The organism is Chryseomicrobium aureum, from assembly GCF_043182735.1.
GTDB lineage: Bacteria > Bacillota > Bacilli > Bacillales_A > Planococcaceae > Chryseomicrobium > Chryseomicrobium aureum.
On the sequence record NZ_CP171117.1, the window covers coordinates 1 to 24,362 of the forward strand.

Annotated in this window: 22 protein-coding genes and 1 pseudogene; 22 read left to right on the forward strand and 1 reads right to left on the reverse strand. The window is 45.8% G+C overall.

The features are described from left to right. Positions 1-77 precede the first annotated feature (77 nt). From ACF3OH_RS00005 to ACF3OH_RS00070, 14 genes and pseudogenes are all read left to right on the forward strand, one after another. A pseudogene (locus ACF3OH_RS00005) lies at positions 78-446 on the forward strand (transposase); the annotation flags it as partial. Positions 447-716: 270 nt separating this feature from the next. Further along, the gene (locus ACF3OH_RS00010) at positions 717-1,724 is read left to right on the forward strand and encodes a TAXI family TRAP transporter solute-binding subunit (protein WP_392455225.1); all 1,008 of its coding nucleotides are present in this window, start codon (positions 717-719) and stop codon (positions 1,722-1,724) included. A gap of 69 nt (positions 1,725-1,793) precedes the next feature. Further along, on the forward strand, positions 1,794-3,746 hold the full coding sequence (locus ACF3OH_RS00015) for a TRAP transporter permease (RefSeq protein WP_392455227.1): 1,953 nt from the start codon (positions 1,794-1,796) through the stop codon (positions 3,744-3,746). Between the two features lie 16 nt (positions 3,747-3,762). Next, positions 3,763-4,485, forward strand: coding sequence for a FadR/GntR family transcriptional regulator (locus ACF3OH_RS00020; RefSeq protein ID WP_392455229.1), 723 nt, complete (start codon positions 3,763-3,765; stop codon positions 4,483-4,485). Between the two features lie 86 nt (positions 4,486-4,571). Then, positions 4,572-5,270: a FadR/GntR family transcriptional regulator gene (locus tag ACF3OH_RS00025; RefSeq protein WP_392455230.1), complete on the forward strand. Its 699-nt coding sequence runs from the start codon at positions 4,572-4,574 to the stop codon at positions 5,268-5,270. A gap of 10 nt (positions 5,271-5,280) precedes the next feature. Continuing rightward, positions 5,281-6,696 (forward strand): FAD-binding oxidoreductase, encoded by a 1,416-nt coding sequence (locus tag ACF3OH_RS00030; RefSeq protein WP_392455231.1) that lies wholly within the window; start codon positions 5,281-5,283, stop codon positions 6,694-6,696. Continuing rightward, positions 6,689-7,981 (forward strand): (Fe-S)-binding protein, encoded by a 1,293-nt coding sequence (locus tag ACF3OH_RS00035; protein WP_392456788.1) that lies wholly within the window; start codon positions 6,689-6,691, stop codon positions 7,979-7,981. Before ACF3OH_RS00030 ends, ACF3OH_RS00035 begins: the two co-directional genes overlap by 8 nt. 17 nt (positions 7,982-7,998) lie before the next feature. Then, positions 7,999-9,210 carry an L-2-hydroxyglutarate oxidase gene (gene lhgO / locus ACF3OH_RS00040; RefSeq protein WP_392455232.1) on the forward strand — a complete coding sequence of 404 codons (1,212 nt, stop codon included), beginning with the start codon at positions 7,999-8,001 and terminating at the stop codon, positions 9,208-9,210. Positions 9,211-9,235: 25 nt separating this feature from the next. Further along, the gene (locus tag ACF3OH_RS00045) at positions 9,236-10,129 is read left to right on the forward strand and encodes a dihydrodipicolinate synthase family protein (RefSeq protein ID WP_392455233.1); all 894 of its coding nucleotides are present in this window, start codon (positions 9,236-9,238) and stop codon (positions 10,127-10,129) included. 21 nt (positions 10,130-10,150) lie between these two features. Beyond that, positions 10,151-11,038, forward strand: a complete 888-nt coding sequence (locus tag ACF3OH_RS00050; RefSeq protein WP_392456790.1) for a fumarylacetoacetate hydrolase family protein — start codon at positions 10,151-10,153, stop codon at positions 11,036-11,038. 22 nt (positions 11,039-11,060) lie between these two features. After that, positions 11,061-11,852, forward strand: coding sequence for an SDR family oxidoreductase (locus ACF3OH_RS00055; protein WP_392455234.1), 792 nt, complete (start codon positions 11,061-11,063; stop codon positions 11,850-11,852). Positions 11,853-12,394: 542 nt separating this feature from the next. After that, the gene (locus ACF3OH_RS00060) at positions 12,395-12,715 is read left to right on the forward strand and encodes an ArsR/SmtB family transcription factor (protein WP_392456792.1); all 321 of its coding nucleotides are present in this window, start codon (positions 12,395-12,397) and stop codon (positions 12,713-12,715) included. A 22-nt stretch (positions 12,716-12,737) separates the two neighbouring features. Continuing rightward, positions 12,738-13,685 (forward strand): TIGR03571 family LLM class oxidoreductase, encoded by a 948-nt coding sequence (locus tag ACF3OH_RS00065; RefSeq protein WP_392455235.1) that lies wholly within the window; start codon positions 12,738-12,740, stop codon positions 13,683-13,685. Positions 13,686-13,923: 238 nt separating this feature from the next. Beyond that, the gene (locus ACF3OH_RS00070; RefSeq protein WP_392455236.1) at positions 13,924-14,451 is read left to right on the forward strand and encodes a GNAT family N-acetyltransferase; all 528 of its coding nucleotides are present in this window, start codon (positions 13,924-13,926) and stop codon (positions 14,449-14,451) included. 1 nt (position 14,452) lies between these two features. On the opposite strand, the gene ACF3OH_RS00075 is transcribed toward ACF3OH_RS00070, so the two are convergent. Beyond that, entirely contained in the window at positions 14,453-14,956 is a 504-nt protein-coding gene (locus tag ACF3OH_RS00075; RefSeq protein WP_392455237.1) for a metal-dependent hydrolase, read from the reverse strand. Positions 14,957-15,087: 131 nt separating this feature from the next. On the opposite strand from ACF3OH_RS00075, the gene ACF3OH_RS00080 reads away from it, so the two are divergent. The 8 genes from ACF3OH_RS00080 (at position 15,088) to ACF3OH_RS00115 (ending at position 24,298) form a co-directional block, all read left to right on the forward strand. Then, positions 15,088-15,942, forward strand: a complete 855-nt coding sequence (locus ACF3OH_RS00080; protein WP_392456793.1) for an MBL fold metallo-hydrolase — start codon at positions 15,088-15,090, stop codon at positions 15,940-15,942. 50 nt (positions 15,943-15,992) lie between these two features. After that, on the forward strand, positions 15,993-16,334 hold the full coding sequence (locus tag ACF3OH_RS00085; protein ID WP_392455238.1) for a nitrite reductase: 342 nt from the start codon (positions 15,993-15,995) through the stop codon (positions 16,332-16,334). Beyond that, positions 16,331-16,612 (forward strand): hypothetical protein, encoded by a 282-nt coding sequence (locus ACF3OH_RS00090; protein WP_392455240.1) that lies wholly within the window; start codon positions 16,331-16,333, stop codon positions 16,610-16,612. The genes ACF3OH_RS00085 and ACF3OH_RS00090 overlap by 4 nt, the downstream gene beginning before the upstream one ends. 727 nt (positions 16,613-17,339) lie before the next feature. After that, a complete protein-coding gene (locus ACF3OH_RS00095; protein WP_392455241.1) occupies positions 17,340-17,537 on the forward strand; it encodes a LamB/YcsF family protein in 198 nt (65 codons plus the stop codon). Between the two features lie 50 nt (positions 17,538-17,587). Further along, positions 17,588-19,414 carry a histidine kinase gene (locus ACF3OH_RS00100; protein ID WP_392455242.1) on the forward strand — a complete coding sequence of 609 codons (1,827 nt, stop codon included), beginning with the start codon at positions 17,588-17,590 and terminating at the stop codon, positions 19,412-19,414. Positions 19,415-19,419: 5 nt separating this feature from the next. Beyond that, positions 19,420-20,055: a response regulator gene (locus tag ACF3OH_RS00105; RefSeq protein ID WP_392455244.1), complete on the forward strand. Its 636-nt coding sequence runs from the start codon at positions 19,420-19,422 to the stop codon at positions 20,053-20,055. Between the two features lie 155 nt (positions 20,056-20,210). Then, positions 20,211-21,671, forward strand: coding sequence for a S8 family serine peptidase (locus tag ACF3OH_RS00110; protein ID WP_392455245.1), 1,461 nt, complete (start codon positions 20,211-20,213; stop codon positions 21,669-21,671). Between the two features lie 170 nt (positions 21,672-21,841). After that, entirely contained in the window at positions 21,842-24,298 is a 2,457-nt protein-coding gene (locus tag ACF3OH_RS00115; RefSeq protein WP_392455246.1) for a S8 family serine peptidase, read from the forward strand. The last annotated feature ends 64 nt before the right edge of the window (positions 24,299-24,362 follow it).

Sequence of the window (24,362 nt, forward strand, 5' to 3'; positions counted from 1 at the left end):
CTTCTGATTTTGACCGGCATTTTCTTTAATAAGAAACAACGTGTTCACTATTTGACGCTTACAGAACAACAAAAATTGTCGCTCCAAAGACGGCAACTGGTACTGCGATCTCTTATACATTGAAACAATGGTCAAAACTCACGGCATTTATGAAAGATGGCCGAGTCGAAATAGATAACAATCGTGCAGAACGTTCCATCAAGCCATTTGTGATCGGAAGGAAGAACTGGTTGTTCGCAGCCTCGACAAGAGGTGCCACTTCAAGCGCCATCGCATACAGTCTCATCGAGACTGCCAAGGAAAATGGACTTAACCCATTCTTCTACCTGCAATTTCTTTTTGAAGAACTTCCACAACGTAATCTGGAGAAACTCGAATCTTTCGAAGATTTGATGCCGTGGTCGAAAAAGTTACCTAAGAATTGCTACATCCAATCAAAGAAATAGAAAAATGCCAGCCAAAATCATCTTATTACTTCTGATTTTGACCGGCATTTTCTTTAAAAAGAAACAACGTGTTCACTATTTGACGCTTACGTTTGTATAGAAAAGTTCACAAAAAGAGCAAGAGAACGTTCCCCCTGCATTTATTACAGAAGAGAATAAAAAAACCAATAAATTAAATTATTCTGAAAACGTCCTTGATTCTCAAGTTGTCCTATTGTAGACTTGTATTACAACTTAATAAAGCGCTTACAAAAAAGGGGGATATCGTTTATGAAGAAAATTCAATTGTTATTGATTGCAAGTTTAATGCTGGTTCTTGCTGCTTGTGGTTCAGAGAACACGGCTTCAGGGGAAAAGCAATTTATCACCATCGCTACCGCTTCTACTGGAGGTACATATTATCCGATTGGTGTAGGCTTGGGGAATCTTTGGTCACAGGAGCTCGGGGATGAAGGAATCAATGCAAGCGGCCAGTCTTCTGCCGGTTCAGTAGAAAACATTGATCTAATGAAGCAAGGTGAAGCCGATTTTTCGATTCTTCAAGGCCTGATTGCTGACCAAGCTTACAAAGGTGAAGGAAGTTTTGAAGGAAACGCCTATACAGATCTTAGGTCTGTTGCTATGATCTGGCCGAACGTTGAACATTTCGTGCTGAAAAACAGCGAAATCAAAACAGGTTCGATTGCAGATATTGAAGGGCAGACCTTCTCAGTCGGGCCTCAGGCAAGCGGGACGGAGCAATCGACGCTAGTCATGATGGAAGGTCTCGGCCTTACAAAAGAAAACATTACTCCAGAATACTTAGGGTATGACGACACGATTTCCGCGATGCGCGATGGCCGGTTAAATGGCGGCTCGCTGCCTGCCGGTATTCCAGTAGCAGCGATTACCGATATGTATGCAAGCAATGTTGGCGCAAGCATCCTGGAAGTGACGGATGAGCAGTTCGAGAAAATAACGGCGATTTCCAATGCTTGGTACCAGTTCAACATTCCAGCTGAAACGTATCCAAATCAGACCGAAGAAATCAAAACGATTGCACAACCGAACATTCTTGCGGCTTCAATCGATTTGGACGAAGAAACTGTCTATAAATTGACGAAGACAATGTTCGAGAACTTGGATTTCATGTACGGAGTTCATAACTCTGCTAAAGCGATGACATTAGAAACAGCTTTAGACGGCGTTCCGATGCCGCTTCACATTGGTGCTTATAAATACTTCAAAGAAGCAGGCATTGAAGTGCCAGATGAACTGATTCCACCAGAAGCACAGTAATAAATAAAATAGAGATGGGGGAAATCCCATCTCTATTTTAATACTTTGAAAAAATGAGGTGAATTCTTTATGGAGAAAAATCAACAGACTGAAGACATCATTGACAATGAAGCTGGCGGGGGAACAAGAAATTTCACAGGCTGGATGAAAATTGTCATGGTTGCAGTCGCCGCCGGACTCTCACTTTACGCTATCTATACAAACGGGTTTTCGACAATCCAGGAAATATATCGGAATGGCATATTCCTAGGCTTTCTTCTGACATTAACATTTATTTTATATCCGATGACAAAAAAATCCAGTAAGTCCAAAATGAGTATTCTCGATATCTTGTTTTTAGTTTTAGGATTGGCTGGCGTAGGCTATATCGTCCTTTTCTATACAGATATCCATGTGGAAAGACAATCGCAGGCAATTATGCAGGATTACATATTTGCGATTATCACAATTATCGTGCTGCTTGAAGCGTCCAGAAGAACAATCGGGATTTTCATTCCGTTGCTTTCGGCCATCGCGATTGTCTATGCGATGTTCGGGCCGTACTTCCCTGGCATGTTCGGACATGCGGGCTTCAGCATTGAAAGGCTCCTTTACAGAATGTACATGACGACAGAAGGCATCTTCGGTATGACACTGTCAATCGCTTCTACTTATATTGTGCTCTTCATTTTATTCGGGGCCTTTTTGACAGTGAGCGGAGCCTCCCAATTCTTCAACGAACTGGCTTTGGCCATTGCGGGTAGAAGAAGGGGTGGACCGGCGCAAGTAGCCGTCATCTCGAGTGCATTGACTGGCTCTTTGAGCGGCAGTGCCGTAGCGAACGTTGCAACAACAGGAAGCTTCACGATTCCGCTTATGAAGAAAATCGGCCTGACACCGCGTTTCGCGGGAGCTGTAGAAGCGACGGCTTCAACGGGCGGGATGATCATGCCGCCGATCATGGGCGCAGCTGCGTTCATCATGGCCGGATTCTTAGGGATTTCCTATACCACGATTATCTTGGCAGCCATTATTCCAAGTCTCCTGTATTACGCTTCTTTGATTATCGCCATTGACATAGAGGCTAAAAAGCAAGGACTAAAAGGACTGAGCAAAGAATCAATCCCTCAAGTGAAAAAAGTTATTCTCGAAAGAGGAATTCTTGTACTGCCGATTATCATCGTCATCGGGGCTCTCCTTATGGGCAGAACTCCTTTATATGCCGGGTTTGCGGGAATCATCTCGGTCATCATTGCAAGCTGGCTGACGAAAGACAAATCAACGCGCGTAACGCCGAAAAAAGCATTTGAAGCTTTGGTTGACGGGGCGCGAGGAACTATCCAGGTAGGGGTTGCGTGCGCGTCCATCGGTATCATTATCGCAGTCGTGACGATGACGGGACTCGGCTCCACATTTGCTTACAACATCATTGATTTGGCAGGCGGGGTAATGATCCTGATTTTGCTTTTGGTTATGGTGACATGCATCATTTTAAGCCTAGGTTTGCCTTCAACTGCTTTATACATCGTGGTAGCTGTCACAGCTGCACCGGCACTGATCAATGCAGGTATCAACCCGTTGGCAGCCCATTTCTTTGTTTTCTGGTTTGGCGCATTGTCCAATGTCACGCCGCCGGTCGCACTCGCGGCATACACCGCTGCCGGAATAGCAGGCGCAGATCCGATGAAGACGTCCTGGACCGCTTTGAAACTGGCATTGCCTGGCTTCATCGTACCGTTCATGATCGCTTACAATCCGATTCTGATCATGCAGGATCCAGCAGGAGGCACCGCTTCATTCATCTCTGTAATCGTGCCATTCATCACCGCGTTGATCGGAATATTCGGCCTTGCGGTAGCGATTAATAATTATTTCAATACCAAACTCAATATCATCGAACGAATCGGTTTTTTCGTCGGCTCGATGCTGATGATCAAGCCGGGATTGGTAACAGATGGCATTGGGATTGTGATTTTAGCTTCAATGATATTATTGCATTTAGCGAGAGAAAAACGTATGGTTTCCTCAGCAGTCAATTATTAAAAAGGGGGGGATCCAGTTGATAAGTCCGATTAAAAAAATGAAAATGTCTGAACAAATTTTTGAACAGCTGAGCTTGATGATTCAGGAAGGTGAGTTCCCGCCAGAAAGCAAATTGCCATCTGAAAATGAACTCGCTAAAATGTTCGGAGTCAGCCGCGCGCCGGTCAGGGAAGCAATCAGCGTCCTCGTGGCGAGCGGCTTGGTGGAATCGCGCCAAGGAGGCGGCAGCTACGTCAACAAAGTACAGCTGGTCAACTTGCTAGATTCGGTGGCACTTGAAATGGTGTCAGCGGAAGAGGTGTATGACCTCCTTGAACTTAGGACCGTGATTGAGACGGAAGCGGCAGCGTTTGCAGCTGAACGCCGAACGGAAGAAGAATTGCTAAAAATAAAGGCAGGGTTGAATCAATTTGCGCTCACCATCCACGACGAGCAAGAAATTGGTCATGAAGCCGACTTTCTTTTCCACAATGAAATTGTCGCCGCTTCCAAAAATAGCTTTATCATTCAGACCGTCAACAATTTGAGAGATCTTTACAAACAAACTTTGAACTTTTCATTGAAGCAAAATATCGGCCTTGCCCGGAAACGGCAACAGGTGTACGAAGAGCATCTGTCGATCTATCAAGCAATTGAAAACAAAGATCCGAAAGCGGCAGCATATTACATGAAACGCCACTTGATCAATGCACGAATCAAGCTGGGCGATACACGGGTAGAGGCGTTGGAAGAAAAATAATGCGGCAAGAGGGAAGAATTCGTTCTTCTCTCTTATCTTACTTGACTGGACCAACCAGTGGACCTCTAGTGGGAGGAGAAATGGATTTGAAACCAATCAAAAAGAAGAACAGGCTGTACCACGAAGTCGTCAATGAAATATTTTCTTCCATCTCGAAGGAAAACCTCAAGCCAGGAGACAAGCTGCCGTCTGAACGAACCATTGCAGATTCTTTGGAAGTGTCACGGACAACGGTAAAAGAAGCCATTTCGGTGCTAGAAGCAAACGGCATTGTCTCCATTAAACCGGGCGTCGGGGTCTTTCTTGTCAACCAGACAAAAAAAGTCATCCAGCAGGAAATGGTGGATGCCCTGAGCCCCGAGCGGCACAATTTATCGGAGCTGATTGAATTGCGACAGGCGATCGAAGGGGACGCCGCCCATTACGCGGCGGAGCGCATGACGAAAGTGCAACGGACGGAGCTTAAGAAGCGGTACCAGGCGCTTCGGGAGGCAGAGCTGAACGGAGAACTCGCAATCGAGGAGGATTACGCGTTCCATAAAGCCATATTAACCGCAGCCAATAACACCCTGATGGCCGATTTAATGGAAGTGATATCCGAGAAAGTATATTTTTTTATCCGTCAAAACCGGATGGAAACGATGCTCCACCCCACTGAGATCCGAGTGGTCATGGATGAACACCGGTTGATCTATGAAGCTATCATGAGAAAAGACGCTCCTTCTGCCAAAAAAGCCATGTGGGAACATTTGCATTCAATCAAAGTACGGCATAAATACGAATAGGAGGGTCCTCATGAAAGTGACAGAAGATGTTTTAGCAAAACTGCGAGGTATATTGGCGGATCCGGACAGGCTGTTGACGAGTGATGCCGATCTTTACAGCTATTCCTTCGATGCGTCGTTTGGTCTGCATAAACCGGAAGCGGTGTGCCAGCCCGTCTCGACGGAAGAAACCGCGGGAATCGTCCGCATCGCGGACGAATACGAAATTCCGCTTTGCCCAAGAGGAAGGGGAACTAGCTTGAGCGGTGGTCCTTTACCAGTGCAGGGCGGCATCGTCATAGACTTTTCCCTGTGGAACTCAAAGCTGGTCATTGAAGAGGAAGACCTGATTGCCATCGTGTCCCCGGGCGTCATCACAGCGGACATCAATAACGCGGCTAACGAATTCGGCTTGATGTACCCTCCGGACCCGAGCAGTGCCCACGTCTCGACCATCGGTGGCAATCTGGCAGAAAACGCCGGCGGCCCGCGTGGCTTGAAATACGGCGTAACGAAAGATTATGTCCTGGGCCTGGAAATCGTTACAGCGGACGGGAAGGTTGTCCGGACGGGCGGGAAAACCGTCAAAAACGTCACTGGTTATGACCTGACCAAACTGATTGTCGGTTCCGAAGGGACGCTCGCCATCATCACGGAAGCCACGTTGCGGCTGATTCCAAAACCGCAGGCATCGCTTACGTGTATGGTGTTGTTCGACGAAATCGTGGATGCCGGGCGGGCGATCTCGAAAGTGCTGGGCTCCGGCATTATGCCATCGAAAATGGAAATCATGGACCAGAGCTCAATTATTGCCGTGGAAGAATATGCATCGCTTGGGCTGCCGGTAGACGTGGAGGCGATTCTGCTCATCGAGCTTGACGGCCATCCGCTGGCAATCGAAGAAGAAATGCAGCGGGTCGCAGAAGCCTGCAAGGAAGTCGGCGCCAGAAGCGTGCAAGTGGCGAAAGACAAAAAAGAAGAAGCCGAATTATGGCAGGCACGCAAGCTGGTGTCGCCGGCCATCGTGAAAATAAAGCCGACGAAGATTTCTGAAGATGCGACGATCCCGAGAAGCCAGATCCCGGAAATGTTCCGAAGGCTGAAAGCCATAAAGGAAAAATACAAGATCCACCTGGTCGTCTTCGGGCACGCGGGCGACGGCAACCTGCACCCGAACATCATCACCGACCAGCGCGACCCTGAAGAAATGCGGAGGGTCGAACTGGCGGTCGAAGATATCTTCAAAGCAGCAATCGAACTCGGCGGCACGCTGTCCGGGGAGCACGGGATCGGCACGATGAAATCGCCGTTCATGGAAATGGAGCTCGGTAAGGACGGGCTCGCCTTGATGAAGAGCATCAAAACGGCATGGGATCCGAAGAATATCCTGAACCCCGGAAAAATCTTCCCTGAAGAAGGAGAAAGGTTTGAGCTACGAAATGGCTGATACCGCATTATTAAGAAACCAACTTGCCTATGAAGAAACGTTCAGCTGCGTCCAATGCGGTTACTGTCTGCCCGCCTGTCCGACTTATTTGGCATTCGGCAAAGAAAGTCATTCTCCCAGAGGCCGTATCCAGCTGGTGAAGCTGGCAGCGGAAGGGAAAATCGAAATCAAAGATTTGGAAAAGCCGATCGACCTGTGCCTCGGCTGCCGTGCGTGCGAAACGGTCTGTCCGACCAATGTCGAATACGGCAAAATCCTGGACTCGGCCATCGATGTCTTGGGCGAGTACCGCAGAAAAAACCGGTCGCTTGTTGAGAAGGCGGTCCGGAACCTCGTCTTCAGAAAAGCGCTACCGAACAAACGCGTCTTGAAGCTGGTTGGCACTGGACTGCGGCTTTACCAAACGACGAAAGCGGACAAGGCGGTGCGGAAAACCGGTGTTATCGCCAAAGTGTCGGCGTCGCTTGCTACCATGGAGCAAATTACGCCGAAGGTGGAGAAGCCGCGCGTGCGGAACCATTTCTATGAACAGGCTGCCGTAAAGTCCAAAGTGAAAGTCGCCTTTTTCACGGGCTGCATCATGGACACGTTCTTCGCAAGGGTCAACGACCTGAGCATGAAGCTGTTAGAGGAAGCAGGCTATGAAGTGCTGTTCCTGAAAGAGCAGACGTGCTGCGGCGCGTTGCACCAGCACAGCGCGGAGAAAAACACCGCGATCGAACTGGCGAAAAAGAACATCGAAACCTTTGAAAAGCTGGATTGTGATTTCATCGTTAATGCCATCGGCGGCTGCGGAGCGGCCCTGGTGGAGTACCATCATCTATTTGCCAAAGACGATCCGTGGCATGAACGGGCGAAAAATTTTGCCGCGAAAAACAAGGACATCAGCTTCATCTTATCGCGGGTCGAATTGCCAATCAGAAAATCGATCCCGATGCGCGTGACCTATCAACCGTCGTGCCATTTGACGAACGTGCAAAAAGTAATTAATGAGCCGCTGGAACTAATCAAAAAGATTCCGGGGCTCGAGTTTGCGGCATTGAGAAACCAGAACTTATGCTGTGGCTCTGCTGGGATCTACAACATCATCCACCACGAGGAATCGATGAAAGTGCTCGATATGAAAATGAAGACAGTAAGTGAAGTGAAACCGCATCTTATCATCACGACCAATCCGGGCTGCCACCTGCAAATGATCCTGGGCGTAAAACGAGAAGGTCTGGAAACGAAGGTAAGCGTCAAACACATCGTGGAGGTGCTCGCGGAAGCGTGTGAAATCATTTAATCAAAGGGGGAGACAATATGTATGATTACATAATTATCGGCGGCGGTATTGTCGGCTTATCAGTCGGCATGTCCATTTTAAAGCGTCATCCGACCGCCAAAGTATTGATTCTGGAAAAAGAGAAAAAACTCGCGCAGCACCAGACAGGCAATAACAGCGGAGTGATCCATTCTGGCATCTATTATAAACCGGGCAGCTTCAAAGCCAAGTTCGCAAAAGCCGGAAGCGAAAGCATGCGCCAGTTTGCTGCGAAGCATGGTATCCGCCATGACATTTGCGGAAAAGTCATCGTGGCTACGTCCGACAAGGAACTCGTCCATCTGGAAAACCTTTATAACCGGGGGCTAGAGAACGGAATCGCGGTTGAAAAATTGTCGAAAGAACAATTGCTCGAAAAAGAGCCCCACGTCAACGGTTTGGAGGCGATCCATGTGCCAACTGCCGGAATCATCGATTATAAAGAAGTATCGGAAAAGTTAGCGGAACTGATTCGGCTCCAGGACGGCGTCATCGAGAACAGCGCAGAAGTCCTGGCGATTGATGAAGGCCATGAGCATGTGATAATCGAGACGGCAACGAAAACCTACACAGGAAAATTCCTTATCAATTGCGCCGGCCTGCAAAGCGATCGGATCGCCAAAATGGCGGGCTATGCCATCGATATGAAAATTGTGCCGTTCCGCGGCGAGTATTTCGTGTTGAAAGAAGATAAACAAAACCTGGTGAATAACTTGATCTATCCTGTGCCAAACCCGGATTTCCCGTTCCTCGGCGTCCATTTCACCCGAATGATCAACGGCAAAGTCGATGTCGGCCCGAACGCGGTTCCCGCCTTCAAGCGTGAAGCCTATAAGAAAACCGATTTCAATGTGAAGGATTTTGCGGAAATGATCAGTTATCCCGGATTCCTGAAGCTCGCAATGAAGTATCCGCTCGACGGCATGGCTGAGATGTACCGTTCATTCGTAAAATCGAAATTTGTCCAAAGTGCGCAAGTTCTCATTCCCACAATTGCCGCAGAAGACTTGATTCCGGGACCGTCCGGTGTCCGGGCGCAGGGACTGAAAGCGGACGGCACATTGGTAGATGATTTCTTCATCGTCAACGGCAAGAAAAGCATCCATGTCTGCAACGCGCCATCGCCTGCAGCGACGGCTGCTCTTGAAATCGGGAAATTCGTTGCAGACCAGATTCCGGAACTCGCCAATATCCAAGTAAACATTGGTTGAAAAACAGACAGGAGGAGAAAGGGTTATGGAAAACAAATTACAGGGGTTATGTGTCATCGCAATTACACCTTTTGCGGAGAACGGGTCGCTTGACGAAGAAAGTCTGCGCAGCTTGGTCGATTTCTACATCGGGCGCGGCGTTCATGGACTGACAATCCTCGGCATCATGGGAGAAGCTCATAAAATACTAGAGAGTGAACGGCAACAGGTGCTCGATATCGTTATGAAGCAAAATGCTGGAAGGGTGCCGGTCGTTGTCGGCTGTACCGCCAACAGCACCAATGTCGCCATCCACCTGGCACAAAAAGCGGAACAAGGAGGAGCCGCAGCGGTCATGGTCGCGCCTCCGCAAAACGTCAAAAACGAGGCGCTCCTGTTGCAGCATTTTACGACCATTGCCGAAAGCATCTCGATTCCAATTGTCCTGCAGGACGAGCCGGTGACGACAGGGGTCATATTGACGCCGGATTTCATCGCACATCTGGCCAACTCGATTCCGGCGATCCAATACGTCAAGCTCGAAGAAGCACCGACGCCGGTCAAAGTCACGAAAATCCTGGAGAAGACCGATCAATTGGAAATCTTCGGCGGGCTAGGCGGCGGTTCGTTCTACGAGGAGCTGGCCAGGGGGGCTTCCGGCATCATGACCGGATTTGCGTTTCCTGAAATCCTCGTGAAAGTCTATGACCTGTTCACTTCAGGCCAACAGGAAGAAGCGCGCGCATATTTCTATAAGCACCTTCCGCTGATCCGCTTCGAGTTCCAGCTGGGCATCGGAGGCGTGGCGATCCGGAAGGAAACCTTCAAATTGCGCGGCGCTATCCAAAGCTCCCATGTGCGTGCCCCGGCCGCACCGCTTGATACAAAAACAATGGATGAATTCAAGGAGCTCGTCCACTATCTCGGCGTCACCCTGTAATCCGGAAGGATAGAAATGAAGATGCGTTTAGCAACCGTTAAAATCGGGCAGGAAGAACAGGCTGCCATCATCATCGGCAATAAAGTCGTCACGGTCGTAACTGTCAATAAAACTTATAACGAAAACTGGGAAACGAATATTTTCGGGCTGATTGAATCCGGACAGCTGGAAGGACTAACAAATTGGTTCAACGAAACAGGCAAAGCTGCAATCGTGAGCGGAGAACTTCCCTCAGAACATGGGGAGAATCTAGCGTATGGTCCGCTGTATAGACACCCGCGTAAAATATGGGGCATCGGTCTCAATTATGTTGACCATGCGTCAGACTTGGGAGAGAAAGCGCCAAATACCGAACCAGCAAGCTTCATGAAGCCCGATACGTCAATCATCGGTCCGGGAGACACCATTGAAATTCCGCTGCAGTCTGAGCGGACGACGGGGGAAGCGGAACTCGGCGTCATCATCGGGAAAACATGCCGCAATGTTGATGAAAAAGACGTGGGAAATTATGTAGCTGGCTACACGACAATCATCGACATGACGGCGGAAGACATTTTGCAGAAAAACCCGCGCTACCTAACGCGCTCGAAAAGCTTTGATACGTTCTTCAGCTTCGGTCCGCAGTTCGTAACAAAAGATGAAATCAGCGATTTGCATGCTTTGGAAGTCGCAACGGTCATCAATGGTGAGGTCCACCGCAAAAACACGGTCGACCACATGACATTCAGCCCCGAATATTTAGTGGCATTCCATTCAAAAGTGATGACGCTGCTTCCGGGCGACATCATTTCCACTGGAACGCCTGGGGCGGTTCATATCCAGAACGGCGATACGGTGGAATGCCGGATCGAAGGATTCAAGCCGCTCGTCAATCCGTGCGTGGATCTGAAAATAGACCAGAATGGGTAACCGATAAAGAGGAGGAATTCTAATGGATTTAGGATTAACAGGAAAATCCGTCATCGTCATGGCGGGCAGCAAGGGGCTAGGGAAAGCGACCGCCTTAGAATTCGCAGCGGAAGGAGCGAAGGTCGTGATTGGCAGCCGTAATGAAGCGGAACTGGAACAGGCCGTCGCGGAAATTAAAGGAAAGACTGGTAATCCTGACGTTTCCTATGTGGCATGCGACGTAATGAAAGTGGACGACATCAAAAAAATTGTGGCATTCGCTGCTGAGAAGAACGGCGGCATAGATGTGCTGATCAACAACGCCGGCGGTCCGCCGGCAGGCGGATTCGATCAGTTCACGGACGAAGACTGGCAGAAGGCATATGAACTTAACCTGCTCAGCTATATTCGCGCAATACGGGAAGTGCTTCCTTACATGCGGGAGCAGCATAGCGGCCATATTTTGAACTTTGCTTCTTCTTCCATCAAGCAGACACTCGATAACCTGTTGCTATCGAACACATTCCGTGCAGGCATTGTCGGGCTTGCCAAAAGCCTATCCCAGGAATTCAGCAAAGACAATATCCTGATCAACACGCTAGGACCAGGAAGAATCGCTACAGACCGTGTCGAGGAACTCGACCGAATGCGAGCCAATAAGATCGATCAGAGCTACGAAGAGCTCAAAAAATCCACCGAAAAAGGCATTCCGATGGGCCGGTACGGTCGGCCAAATGAATTCGCCAAGCAAGCGGTGTTCCTATGTTCTGGCGCAAACACTTACGTAACTGGACAGACACTGCTGGTGGATGGCGGTTTGGTTAAAGCACTATAAAATTTATAGTAAGCGAAGAAAAAACATAGATTTTCAATACCTAAAACAGGTACATATGCGGAGCGACCGAGCCTAGGTTGCAACATATTGCGGGTGGGAGCCCCCCTTTTCTGGCGATATCGGTTCCGTTTGGGCACTATTCGGCGTATCCAATCAGTGAATGGCTTCAATCGGTTTGATTGTTGGGGCAACTGCCATCAAAAATGGATAGGCATGTGGAATTCTCCGCGAGGTCTGATAGAAACAAAGGTTTACTATAAAATACTATCAAGTTATAGGAAAGAGAATTATTGAAGAATGAAACAATCATTCTGTAGTAATTCTCTTTTTTTTGAACAACAATACAATATAAGTTCTCTGCACTTTGAAATCCTTTTAAACAAAACATTTGATTCGAGATAGGTAACCAAATAAAATATAGATATCGCGAATTACCGATTTGATATTTTGCTGCTGATAATCTATTTTGCTCACTTTTCCAATGTGAATAGTGTTAATCGATATAGAAAGGGGCATGTTAGTTGAAACAGGTATTAGAACGAATAGATGATGAACATGCAGTTGAAATTTTTAAGGCTTTGTCGAACCAAACTAGAGTAAATATTATTCAAATGCTAAAAGATCCCGACAGTAATTTCTCAGCACAAGCACATGTCATTAAAGATGAAGGTTTTGAAGGTGGAGTTTGTGTAAGTGATATCCAGAGCAAAACCGGAATCTCTCAGTCCACGACATCCCAGTATTTATCGATTCTTCTGCAAAGCGGACTAGTGGAAATGAAACGAATTGGACAATGGACGTATTATCGCCGAAATGAGAAAACGATCAAACAGTTTGAACAATACATTGGCATGAATATATAACCCTTAGGTGAGGAGAATTACAGTGAGTTTAATAAATCATAGAGCTTTCAACAAAATGTACCAAAGGGACAAAATGACACTTGGTTTCTCCATTCCCACAGCGAAAATGTCGAAAAACCCAATAATGGAGAACCAGTTAGAACTTGCACGTAAAATAGAAGACTATGGTTTTGCAGCTTTATGGCTTCGTGATGTTACGGTCCAGAATTTAGATGTAGATGATAACGGACAAATGTATGATTTATGGATTTATTTAACATATCTTGCCGCAAAAACTAAGCATATTGCGTTGGGCACATCAAGTGTTGTCCTTCCACTTCGCCATCCTGTGCGAGTTGCAAAGGAAGCGGCATCAATTGACCAGTTGTTTCCTGAACGGCTGATTATGGGTGTTGCATCGGGCGACCGAGAAAAAGATTATATTGCGCTAGGAGTGTCGAAGCAAGATGTTGGTCCGTTATTTAAAGAACGATTCTCTTTCCTCGAACGATTGTTAAAAGAGGATCGCCCCACACTCCATAGCGATTTTGGTGTAATGGATGGCACAGACATGAGAATGATACCAAAACCAGTGTCTTCAATTCCGACGATGGTGACTGGGTTTAGCAAGCAGCCGATGGAATGGATAGCGGAGCATGGGGATGGTTGGATTCAATATCCAAGAACAATTGGTAACCAAACAAAATTAATAAATGACTACCGTACGTTAACCGAGATTCACACCCCAGGGGTATTTAAACCATTCTCTCAAACTTTATTTATCGACTTATCGGAAAATCCCGATTCGCCTCCTATTTCCATACCTTTAGGATACCATGTTGGTCGCAACCAATTAGTGGAACTGCTTCATCAATTTCAAGAAATTGGTGTCAATCACCTAGCCTTTGTTTTGTACTTTTCACAGCGTCCCCCTGCAGAAGTAATTCAAGAACTGGGAGAGTTTGTTTTACCTTACTTCCCCACTCATTAACGATGTCAAAATTACAAAGTATTTCACACAGGGTAATGATGGTAGTTTGAGTTTTGGTAAGTATTATCTTGAATTTTATGGTGATGGGATAAGAATTCAGGATGGTCTCAGAAACAATAAATTTTTGACGATTTATTGTGTAGGAATTACACCAAGAATAAGTAATGCACCAGTGCACTATACAATTTATACAGATTATCAAGAGAATTTAAATAATGATCAGTGAGTGATGAACGAGGTGACTAAGATAGAACCTACTAGCCATGGAATCTTCGAATCAAAAAGATGTTATGTCAGACGTTTTGCCGAAAGCGATTTGGATGCTTTTGTTGACTATCGCAACAATGTGGAATGGATGAAATATCAATCGTTTAAAGGTTATTCGCGGAAAGAATATAAAGAGATTCTATTAAAGGAAACTACCTTGGAGAGCGGGGCGCAATTTGCCATCGTCAGGAAAGCGGATCAAACGCTCATTGGAGATGTCTTCATCAAGAAGGAAGATACTATTTTCTGGATCGGTTACACAGTTAGTCCCTCTTTTAAAAGGCAAGGTTATGCTTCTGAAGTAGTCCAGACAATGGTTGAATGGATCCAGCAACAAGGCGACTATCAAATCATGGCTGGGGTGGCAGTGGAGAATAGTGCATCGATTCAGTTGCTACGGAAATTGAAGTTTACACAGGTGAATGAGGAGAACGGAGAATTGTTTTTTCAATTCCAGAAGCTATATAAAAACACCCCCACAATACATGAGGATGTCTGATTCAAAGTGCGTTCAACAAAAACTGGATTGTGACGATAACGAGGGCGACAAAGATCACTCTCTCGACTAAGCCACCTGTTCGGAAATGGGCGATACGGAATCGCTTCGCTTTCGGTATAGGGAATAGAAGCGGCACCCCTTGAGGGTTCAGCATGTCGAGCAGTACATGGCTGATTGCACCGATAAAGAAGCCAAATGCGATTGGGTAGGCGTAAGAGCTGAATTCTGTCACTTTCAGACCGGAAAAGAGAAGCAAGCTGAACAGTCCAATGATAAGTGGGGAGTGGGTTGCTCCACGATGGGTGGTCGTGCGTCTAACTAAAAAGCCAAAAGGTTTCAAGCGGTTGCTGATGAAACTATTCTTGTGGTCGATGTCTGGCGCAACCGAGCCGATCAGGGTAGCGACGGCAAATGGGACCACTTGCTCTGGCGACACATACTCGGTATGGTGAAGGACCGCGAGTGTAATGAGCGCCCCGCCAGCGAAATGGGTCTTGTATTGCATGAGAAACCTCCTAATATATACTGCTCATCTATAATACGAGGTATCTGAGCACGAAACAATCCAACAAATTATATATTCAGGAACCATTGATGTTCCTTTTTAAGATTTGAAAATGAAAAGAGGCGATTGCTATCCACTCAATACATAAACTAGGGGAGCGGTTTTGGTACATTTCCGCTATCTCTTTAACCGACCGTCCGATTCTTGGAATGGTGACGGGCACGGAGAAGACACTCCTGATTGATGCAGGGAATTCGGAAGTGCATGTGACTTATTTTATCCAAGAGCTGAATAAGAGGGGTATTCCGAATCCAGATGTAGTTGTACTGACGCATTGGCACTGGGACCATATCCTTGGACTTTCCACACTACGGGATACAGTTTCTCTTGCTTCGAAACAGACTGCTGCGGAGATGAAGAAGTTACTGCCATACTCGTGGTCAGATGAAGCCATTGATGAACGGGTACGAGAAGGCGTGGAAATTGAATTTTGTGCCAAAGCAATCAAAGAGGAATACAAAGATCACCGAGATATCAAAGTGACGTTGCCAGACATTACAATCGATAAAAAAGCAGAGATTTATCTTGGTGGTGTGACATGTATCGTGCAGCATGTCGGAGGGGACCACGCGGAAGACTCGGTCGTTGTGTACATACCGGAAGAGAAAATTCTTTTCCTCGGCGACTGCATCTATCCGAAGATGTACGCAGAAAAAGTACACTACACGGTTGATAAAACCTTGCGACTACTCGACGTATTGGAATCGTTTGATGCGGAAACGTACATCCCTTCGCACCAACAGCCGATTTCCAAAGTGGAATTTGATCAGGAAGTGGCGATGCTTCGACCTCTTGCAAACTACACAAAAAGTTACCAAGGTGATCAGCTGAAAATAACGGAACATTATAAAGCCGACGTGAAGAGAGAGCTCACTGAAGACGAACTAGAGACAATCTCTTATTTTGTGGACGGATATAAACTATAAAGAGGAACCGCACCAGGAGTAGGTGTGGTTTTTTTAGAATGGGTGACGGGATGAAAAAGTTTTTAAGTTGGATCGGGGTAGTGCTCGTTAGTGTGCTTAGTGTTGTATTGAGTTTAGCTACATCAGTAAATCTCGTAGGTTCACTAGGTGGAAGTTTGAACTCAACTAAAATTGATCGGCATATCGAGGAGCTACGAGAACTTGAGTGGTTCAATGTTTTATATGAGAGTGAACGCCACCGGAAAAGCTTTTTTGCCAATCGAAAGGTCAGAAAGTATTTGCAGAGCAGTATTTTGGTTTCGCGGTTGAAAACGAGTGAGTGGGAGCAGCGGAGATTTCTTCGATTGTTAGAGAAGATGGCGGAGCAGCGAGAGAAGGGGGAAATGAAGTGAAAGAATTTACCAACACACACTTAGCATATTTAACTTCCTTATTGATTCTAATTGCTGTGGTATACAGTTTCATAGTCAATGAACCATTATATGAATTCACATATTTTGTATCCTCTGCAGTTATGATGACATCTATTGTTACACTAGCGATTCACTTCAATGCATTGAAAGAGAATAAAGAGAAGAAGGGCCTCATACTCGTGAGTCTAGTAGTACCCATTATGACACTAATCTATTTTGCTATTGGTCTTAGTTATATATACATAAGCGGAGCCTAAATTCAAAAATACCCACCTAAACTTCTAGGTGGCTGGCATTTTCTTATATAAAAAACAATGTGTTCACTATTTGACGCTTACGTAGAAACTGGACCTAATATGAGTACTTTTTTGCTTCATAACTCTGTACTTTTATTTTGCACTACACATGTGTTGCGTTTTTCAATCTAAGATTGGTAATAAGAAAATCCGATAAATAAAAATCGAAATCTAATTAAAAAGGGAGACTGAAATTGAATTATAAGGTAGATTTGAACTGTAATAAGGGCAGAAATTTTTGGCGTTTACAAGTAAGGTAATGATGAAGAGATTTTAAACCACGCGAATTCTGGCGACAACACGGAAAAACTCTCTGGATAGCGCTCGAAAAAAATGTTGCCTTGGTGCCTACCTCGGTTTTAAATTCTGCCGGGCATTGGACCCTACTATCTTCCATTGCCTAAAATTAGAACTTTTCATTTGTTAGATTGATACTCTATACGGTTTCGATAATGCGGAAGGAAGCATTCATCAACATGTCAAAGTCCACGGCACTAAAATACGACCGCAAAAACGCTGGCCTTACAGAGGCTTTGTACGATGTATATCCCCCATTGATCCTCTTTGGGTTTGCCGACATAGTTATCGGTCTGTGTACGGCAAGCCGAAATCTTTGTCGACCGCAATTGCCAGAAGAATTACTCTCTGATGCCACTTTTCGAACCGGACACGCTAATAACCGATAGTGATGAAGCCTATCTTCCGCGTGGTGCGAATAATCAAGAATAATGAAGTCGCTATACTCCTAGAAACGGCTATCCCAGTGAAGATCAATACTATCTGCATTCATGTCGACGGCGTAAATGCGCTGGCGTTTGCAGAAAGAATCTCAAAATCATTAGCGGAATCTGACATTACAATAGCTAAAGTTTCCGAAATTATTTAAAAAAAGTTTTCAGCAGATCCAAAATATTTTTCAAGGAAGGTGAAATAAGTTTGAAACAGATAGCAGCCAAGCACCATAGCGCTCAACTTTTTATGATGGCCGTTTCTCTAATTGGCTGGTCCCTGGCAGTGTACTCAGTTTCGCAGTTGCCGGTTATTGAGAAACCCTTTGAATTATTATTTCTTCTTACGTTTATCTTTATCTGCGAACATTACCCGATGCCATTCAGAAAAGGGAATTCGTCCTTAACGTTTCCGATCATATTTCTGACTTACCTCATTTATGGCATCGAAATCACCATCATCCTTTATTTTTTGGGTGTACTTTTAACAACATGGATTAACCGGAGGCCTCTGCGGATCATTTTCTTCAATCCTGCCCAGCTCGTACTCAGTTTGGCAGGAGCCCATTTGTTCCAAGAGACTTTCATGCCGTTATTCAGTGCTCCGGAAATGTGGCAGAATTTTGTTTCCCTGTTTATTTTTATCGCCCTTTTCTACTTAATAAATAATTTCATTGTCGATATTGTCCTTTTTCTCCGCCCCGAAAAATATACAATGGATATTTGGGCAGAAAAAGGCAAAGGAGAACTTTTCAGTTTCAGCATCTCCTTATTATACGGTTTTCTTCTTTATTACCTGGGCAGCCAAAACCGTGGGGAAGTGGATATTTTCACTTACTTCTTCTTCCTCTCCCCTTTGATTTTTCTGGCTATCATCAGCTCAATTATTTTGCGGCTGCGTGCTGATAAGCAGCGGTTGAAGGCCTTGTTTCATTTTTCCTCTGAATTGAATAAATCCATTCCAACAAAGGAATGGGATAAAGACATCAAACTTCTCTTGAGTGATGTAGTCTTTTATGAAGAAAGTTTCTTATTCACAAAAGATGACCAGGATAATTGGAAGCTGGCATTTTCGGAAGGCAGCCGTGCTGATTTAAAGGAGTCTCTTGAAAAAGAGGATCTTTCAAGATTGGAAAAAATTCGATCCACACAAGTCTTTAACAAGCCGGATCTTGATCAGGCTCCGTTGTCGGGATGCTTCGATAAGAATATGCAGGCCGCCGTTTACGCACCGCTTCTTCTGGATAACGAATTGATCGGCTGTCTCATTCTGACTAAAATCCGTACCAATAGTTTTGTTATAGAAGACGTTCATTCCATCTCGACGATTTCCAATCAATTGGCTATTTTCCTGAAAACACAATTGCTTTTCAGCGAAAAAGAACAACGGATTCTGCTGGAAGAACGCAATCGCATTGCGCATGATATCCATGATGGCATTGCACAGACACTGGCTGGCGCCGTCATGAAATTCGACAGTGCCGCCCGGAAAATCCCTTCCCAGCCGCAAGAAGCGCAGCGGATGATCAATGACAGCAATAATATATTGCGTGACGGCCTGAAAGAAATACGCGATTCCATCTACGCTCTCCGTCCCTATCCTACTGAAAGCCTCAGTTTGGATTTGGCCATTCAGAAAAAGATAACCGAGGTGAAGAAAAACGATAATAATGGCCTTGAAATTTTCTTTGAAAAACGCGGTATCCAAACCCGCTTAAGTTTATTGACGGAAAAAGTCATTTACTCCATCACACAGGAAAGTATACAAAACTGCATCAAGCACGCACGGGCCAGTTCCTTAAATATTTTATTAAGTTACCAAAAAGAACAGATTTTTCTTAAGATCAAAGATGATGGCATCGGCTTTTCATTGTATGAAGCAATGACCACCGCCATGAAAGAGCCCCATTACGGAATTTTGCAGATGAATGAAGATGCAGCAAAAATTGGAGCAACCCTTCAAATCGAAAGCAGCGAAGCCGGAGGCACAGAAATTATTGTAAGAATACCTAAAATGGGGTTTGAAGGAGGATGAAAAGGATGATTCAAGTATTATTGGTGGATGATCACGCAATTTTACGGGACGGCTTGAAAACGTTGATTGCCCAGGAAAAAGATATGGAAGTGATGGGTGAGGCTACCGGCAGCACCCAATTGATGGAAATGCTGCCGAACCTCGAGCCGGATATTATCATGATGGACATCAATATGCAGCAAATGAACGGCATCGAACTGACCCGCTGGGTAAAAAGCAATTATTCTGCTGTTAAAGTCATTGTATTGACTATGTACAATAACGATGAATATTTTATGGCGGCTATCCGGGAAGGTGCAGAAGGTTATCTGCTGAAGGACTCCCCTTCCAAAGATGTAATCGATGCTATCCGCACCGTAGCCGGAGGCGAATCAGTCATTCCGCCGGCAATGACCAAAAAATTATTATCAATGCATAAACAGGAAAAAAATGAAGATGATAAAACATTGACTCCTCGTGAAATGGAAGTTTTACTGGCACTCGTCGAAGGGCTGTCCAATAAGGACATCGCTTCCCGCCTTTATATCAGCGATAAGACAGTAAAAATCCATGTCAGCAATATATTCAGGAAATTCGACGTCAAAAGCCGTTCGCAGGCAATCATCTTTGCCGTACAGAATAATTTGGTGCCTTTAAGATAAACCATTTTGCCGAGGCGTATCCTCTACTGCTTAAGTAGTAGAGGATACGCCTTTTTATGTAGAACAAAATACGTCTCGTGATGAATGGCGCTATTGTAGAATAAATGGAATCATTGGTAGAAGGAATATTCTGAAAATATACGAGGAGGATTTACATGAAACGATTATTAATTGTTATCTGCACCATGTGTTTAGCGCTCGGTCTTGCATTCAATCCTTTTTCTTTAACTCAAAAATCTTCGGCTTTTGCTGAAGGAGCTGTCATTGATTCCAAATTGCAGAATTTACTGCAGGACCGGCTGACTCCGATCGAAGTCATTATTACGTTCAAAGACAGCGGCAGCACCGAAGCCAGCAGCCTTCAGTTACTCGAGAATTTAGGCATAACAAATGCAGCGCTGTTCCAAAGCCTTCCAATTGCAGGAGCTTTATTGACACCGGCACAAATTGAGAAACTGGCAGACTCAGAAGAAGTTCTTTCCATCTACTATAACGCCCCTCTCCAATACGAAAACGAGACTTCAACGGATTTGACCGGTGTTGACAAGGTCCGCACCGATGCCGACTTCCAGACTTCAAATGGCGGATTGCCGATTACCGGTGAAAATATCGGGGTTGTCATCAATGACAGCGGCGTCGACGGCACACATAAAGATCATCAGCTCGGCAAAAATCTGGTACAGAATGTCATGGCCAATATTAACTTAAACAGCACAATCGGGTTGCTGCCGGTCGCTTACCTGGAAAATGTGCCCAACACAGATTCGACGTCCGGACACGGCACACATGTTGCGGGAACAGTTGGCGGAACCGGTGCTATGTCCGGCGGTAAATATGAAGGCGTTGCACCAGGCGCTAATCTGATCGGTTATGGTTCAGGCGCGGCGATTGCCATCATGGATACGATCGGCGGGTTCGATTATGCTCTTACACACCAAACTGAATACAATATTCGCGTCATCACGAATTCTTGGGGCGACACGGGTGATTCCAATACTGATTTCGATCCGAATCACCCAATAAATATTGCAACCAAAAAATTATACGACCGCGGCATTACTACAGTTTTCTCAGCAGGAAATGCTGGTCCCGGAGAATCGACCATTTCCGGCAATTACAAAAAAGCACCTTGGGTTGTTACAGTGGCAGCAGGAGATTCTTCTATGAATCTGGCAGACTTTTCTTCACGCGGCGTTGAAGGAAAAGGCGGCACCGTTGTAGTTGACGGCGAAACTTTTACCTGGGCAGACCGGCCGACAATTACAGCGCCAGGAGTAGATATCGTATCGACTCGCGTGTTTACGCCTTTATCGGCGTTAAGCCTTGAAAAAGATGCATCAGGCATTTCACCGGCTCACCTTCCTTATTACACAATTTTCAGCGGAACATCGATGGCTGCGCCACATGCGGCGGGCATCATCGCGTTGATCCTTGAAGTGGATCCGACACTTTCTCCCGCTGAAATAAAAGATCTGCTGCAGCAAAGTGCGACTCCTATGCCAGGATATGAAACATGGGAAGCTGGCGCAGGTTATGTCAATGCATATCAGGCGATTACATTATTAAAAACAGGCACAGCCACAGTAACAACTTCGAAAAAAAATATCAAAAAATAAGTTTTCCGTCCCTTACCCAAAGGGGCGCTTTATATGCTACTCCTTTGGTAGTAAATGAAGTAGTCCATAAGGGTTTTAAAACTACTCCCTTTGCGTAATAGGCAAAACAAAGCTGCAGGATGATAATTAAATAGAAGTTATCAAACTATTTTGAAAAGGAGAATGTGTAAATGAAAAGAATTTGGTTGATCGCCATGATGTTATTTCTTATCTTCCCGGCTTTTTCGTCCGTTAATGCAAACAATACTGTTTCTTCTGCCGCACCAGTGGTGGACGAAAAAGTCTGGTCGGCGCTCGGTGAAGCGGGGGTCGCCCAGGTCATTGTTACTTTCCAGGGAGATCAAAAACCCACAGAGGCTCAGCTTTCGCTGCTGGAAGGGTTAGGAATTGAATCCGCCATCAGCATGCAGAGCCTTCCGATTGTGGGTGCATTCGCTACAAAACAGCAAGTTGAAGAATTGGCAAAAAATGAACAAGTACAATCCGTTTACCTTAATGAAAAGCTGGAGTATTTTAATGCTGACGCCAACTTGATCACCGGCGTCGACAAAGCCCAGCAGGACGATTCATTCAGAAAACTTAACGGTGGATTGCCGGTTTCCGGTGATGGCATCGGCGTTGTCGTCAACGACAGCGGCGTCGATGGCACACATAAAGACCATGAATTCGGAAGAAATCTTGTCCAGAACGTGTTAGGCTCAACAAATCTCCAGAGCATCACCGGCATCCTGCCAGTCTCATATACTGAAAATGTTCCGAATACAGACACCAACTCCGGCCACGGAACGCACGTCGCAGGAACAGTCGGCGGTACCGGCGCACTTTCGGGCGGAAAATATGAAGGTGCTGCACCTGGCGCTGATCTGATCGGCTACGGTTCGGGCGGAGCGCTCCTCGTTCTCGATGGCATCGGTGGTTTCGATTACGCCGTTACGCATCAGAACGAATACAATATCCGCGTTATCACGAACTCGTGGGGATCTTCAGGTGATTTTGATCCGAACCATCCGATCAACTTAGCAAGCAAGAAAGCATATGACCGCGGAATCGTTGTTTTATTCGCCGCAGGAAATGAAGGCCCTGGCGAAAACACTCATAATCCATACGCCAAAGCTCCTTGGGTAATTTCAGTTGGTGCCGGCGAAAAAGATGGCACTCTTGCTGGCTTCTCTTCCCGCGGAACGAAAGATGTAGGCGGAACTTTTGAACTCCATGGCAAAACATGGACCTGGGCAGATGCACCTTCAGTTGTGGCTCCAGGTGTCGATATCATCTCAACAAGAACAGTCTCACCACTTACTGCTCTTGCTGTTGACGCAGATGCCGCAACTATTGAACCTGCTTATCTGCCTTACTACACAACGATGAGCGGAACTTCCATGGCAACGCCGCATGTAGCAGGAATCACTGCGCTTCTCTTGGAAGCAGATACGCAGCTTTCACCTGATGAAGTAAAAAATGTTCTTCAGCAAACGGCAACGAATATGCCCGGCTATGAAACTTGGGAAGTCGGTGCCGGTTATGTTAATGCATACGCAGCTATTGATGCAGTATTCAATAATAAAAAATATGGTGAAACGTTAAACAGTGAAAAAGTGTTTAATGCCAATGTATCAGAACAAACCCGCCATGAAGAATTTACTGTCGAATATATCGCATCTGCAAGCTCACAGCATAACTTCACAGTGGCGGAAGGCGTTTCAACAGTAGCGGCAAAAGTAAATGCTACCGGCTTGCTTGAAGCAACCGGAAATCCATTGAACCTGGTGTTGATCTCTCCGGACGGAACTGAATACAGTTCAGGAGTCAGTCTTTTATTCGCAACAACTTATGACCGCACGGTAATCGTGAATAACCCGGTCGCCGGTGAATGGAAAGCTGAAGTTCGCGGCTTGCGCGGTGATGCACTGAATCCGATCGGTCTTGCATTACCGGAAACGGTCAAAGGCAATCTGTCATTTACGACAGTAAATGACATAACAGGTTTGACAGATATTGCCGGACATCCGGCAGAGCCGGCCATTGCGATGGGCGTTAAAAACCGCCTTTTCGATTCCAATTCCAAAGGCCAATTCAGACCTGATGATAAATTGACACGAGCAGACCTGGCCACTTATTTGGTAATGGGAGCTGAAATCCGTCAAAGCCTTCCAGGAACGCCAAGTTTTACAGATACTGATTCCGGAGTTACGCCTTACGCTGAAGCAGTTACAGCCAAAGGAGCCGCATTCCGTGATTACGGACAAACATCCGACGGCGTCATGAAAGTTAAAGGCAACGGCACATTCAACCCCAAAGGCAGCGTAACGAAAGCTGAACTTGCTTACTCATTGGTGCAAAGCCTTGGGTTGCAAGAGGAAGCGAAAAAGTTCACTGGTGCAGTAACTGTCCAGTATAAAGATGAGCGCATCGCTCTTAAAGATCAGGCTAATATCCCTGCTGGTTTAAAGCCGTATGTCCAACTTGCATTGGATTTGAACATTCTCAATGCGCAATTCTCGGTCACTCAAGGAAAATATGATTTGAAGCCGACTGTTGAAGCTGTTTTCAATCCTGGTGAACAAATCCTGCGCGGTGATTTTGCTGTAGCTTTCAGCCGCCACCACGAAGCATATTTTACCAATTAAGCAAAAACCCCCGCACTGCCATTGACGGCAATTGCAGGGGTTTTTTTATAAATGATTTTTTGGC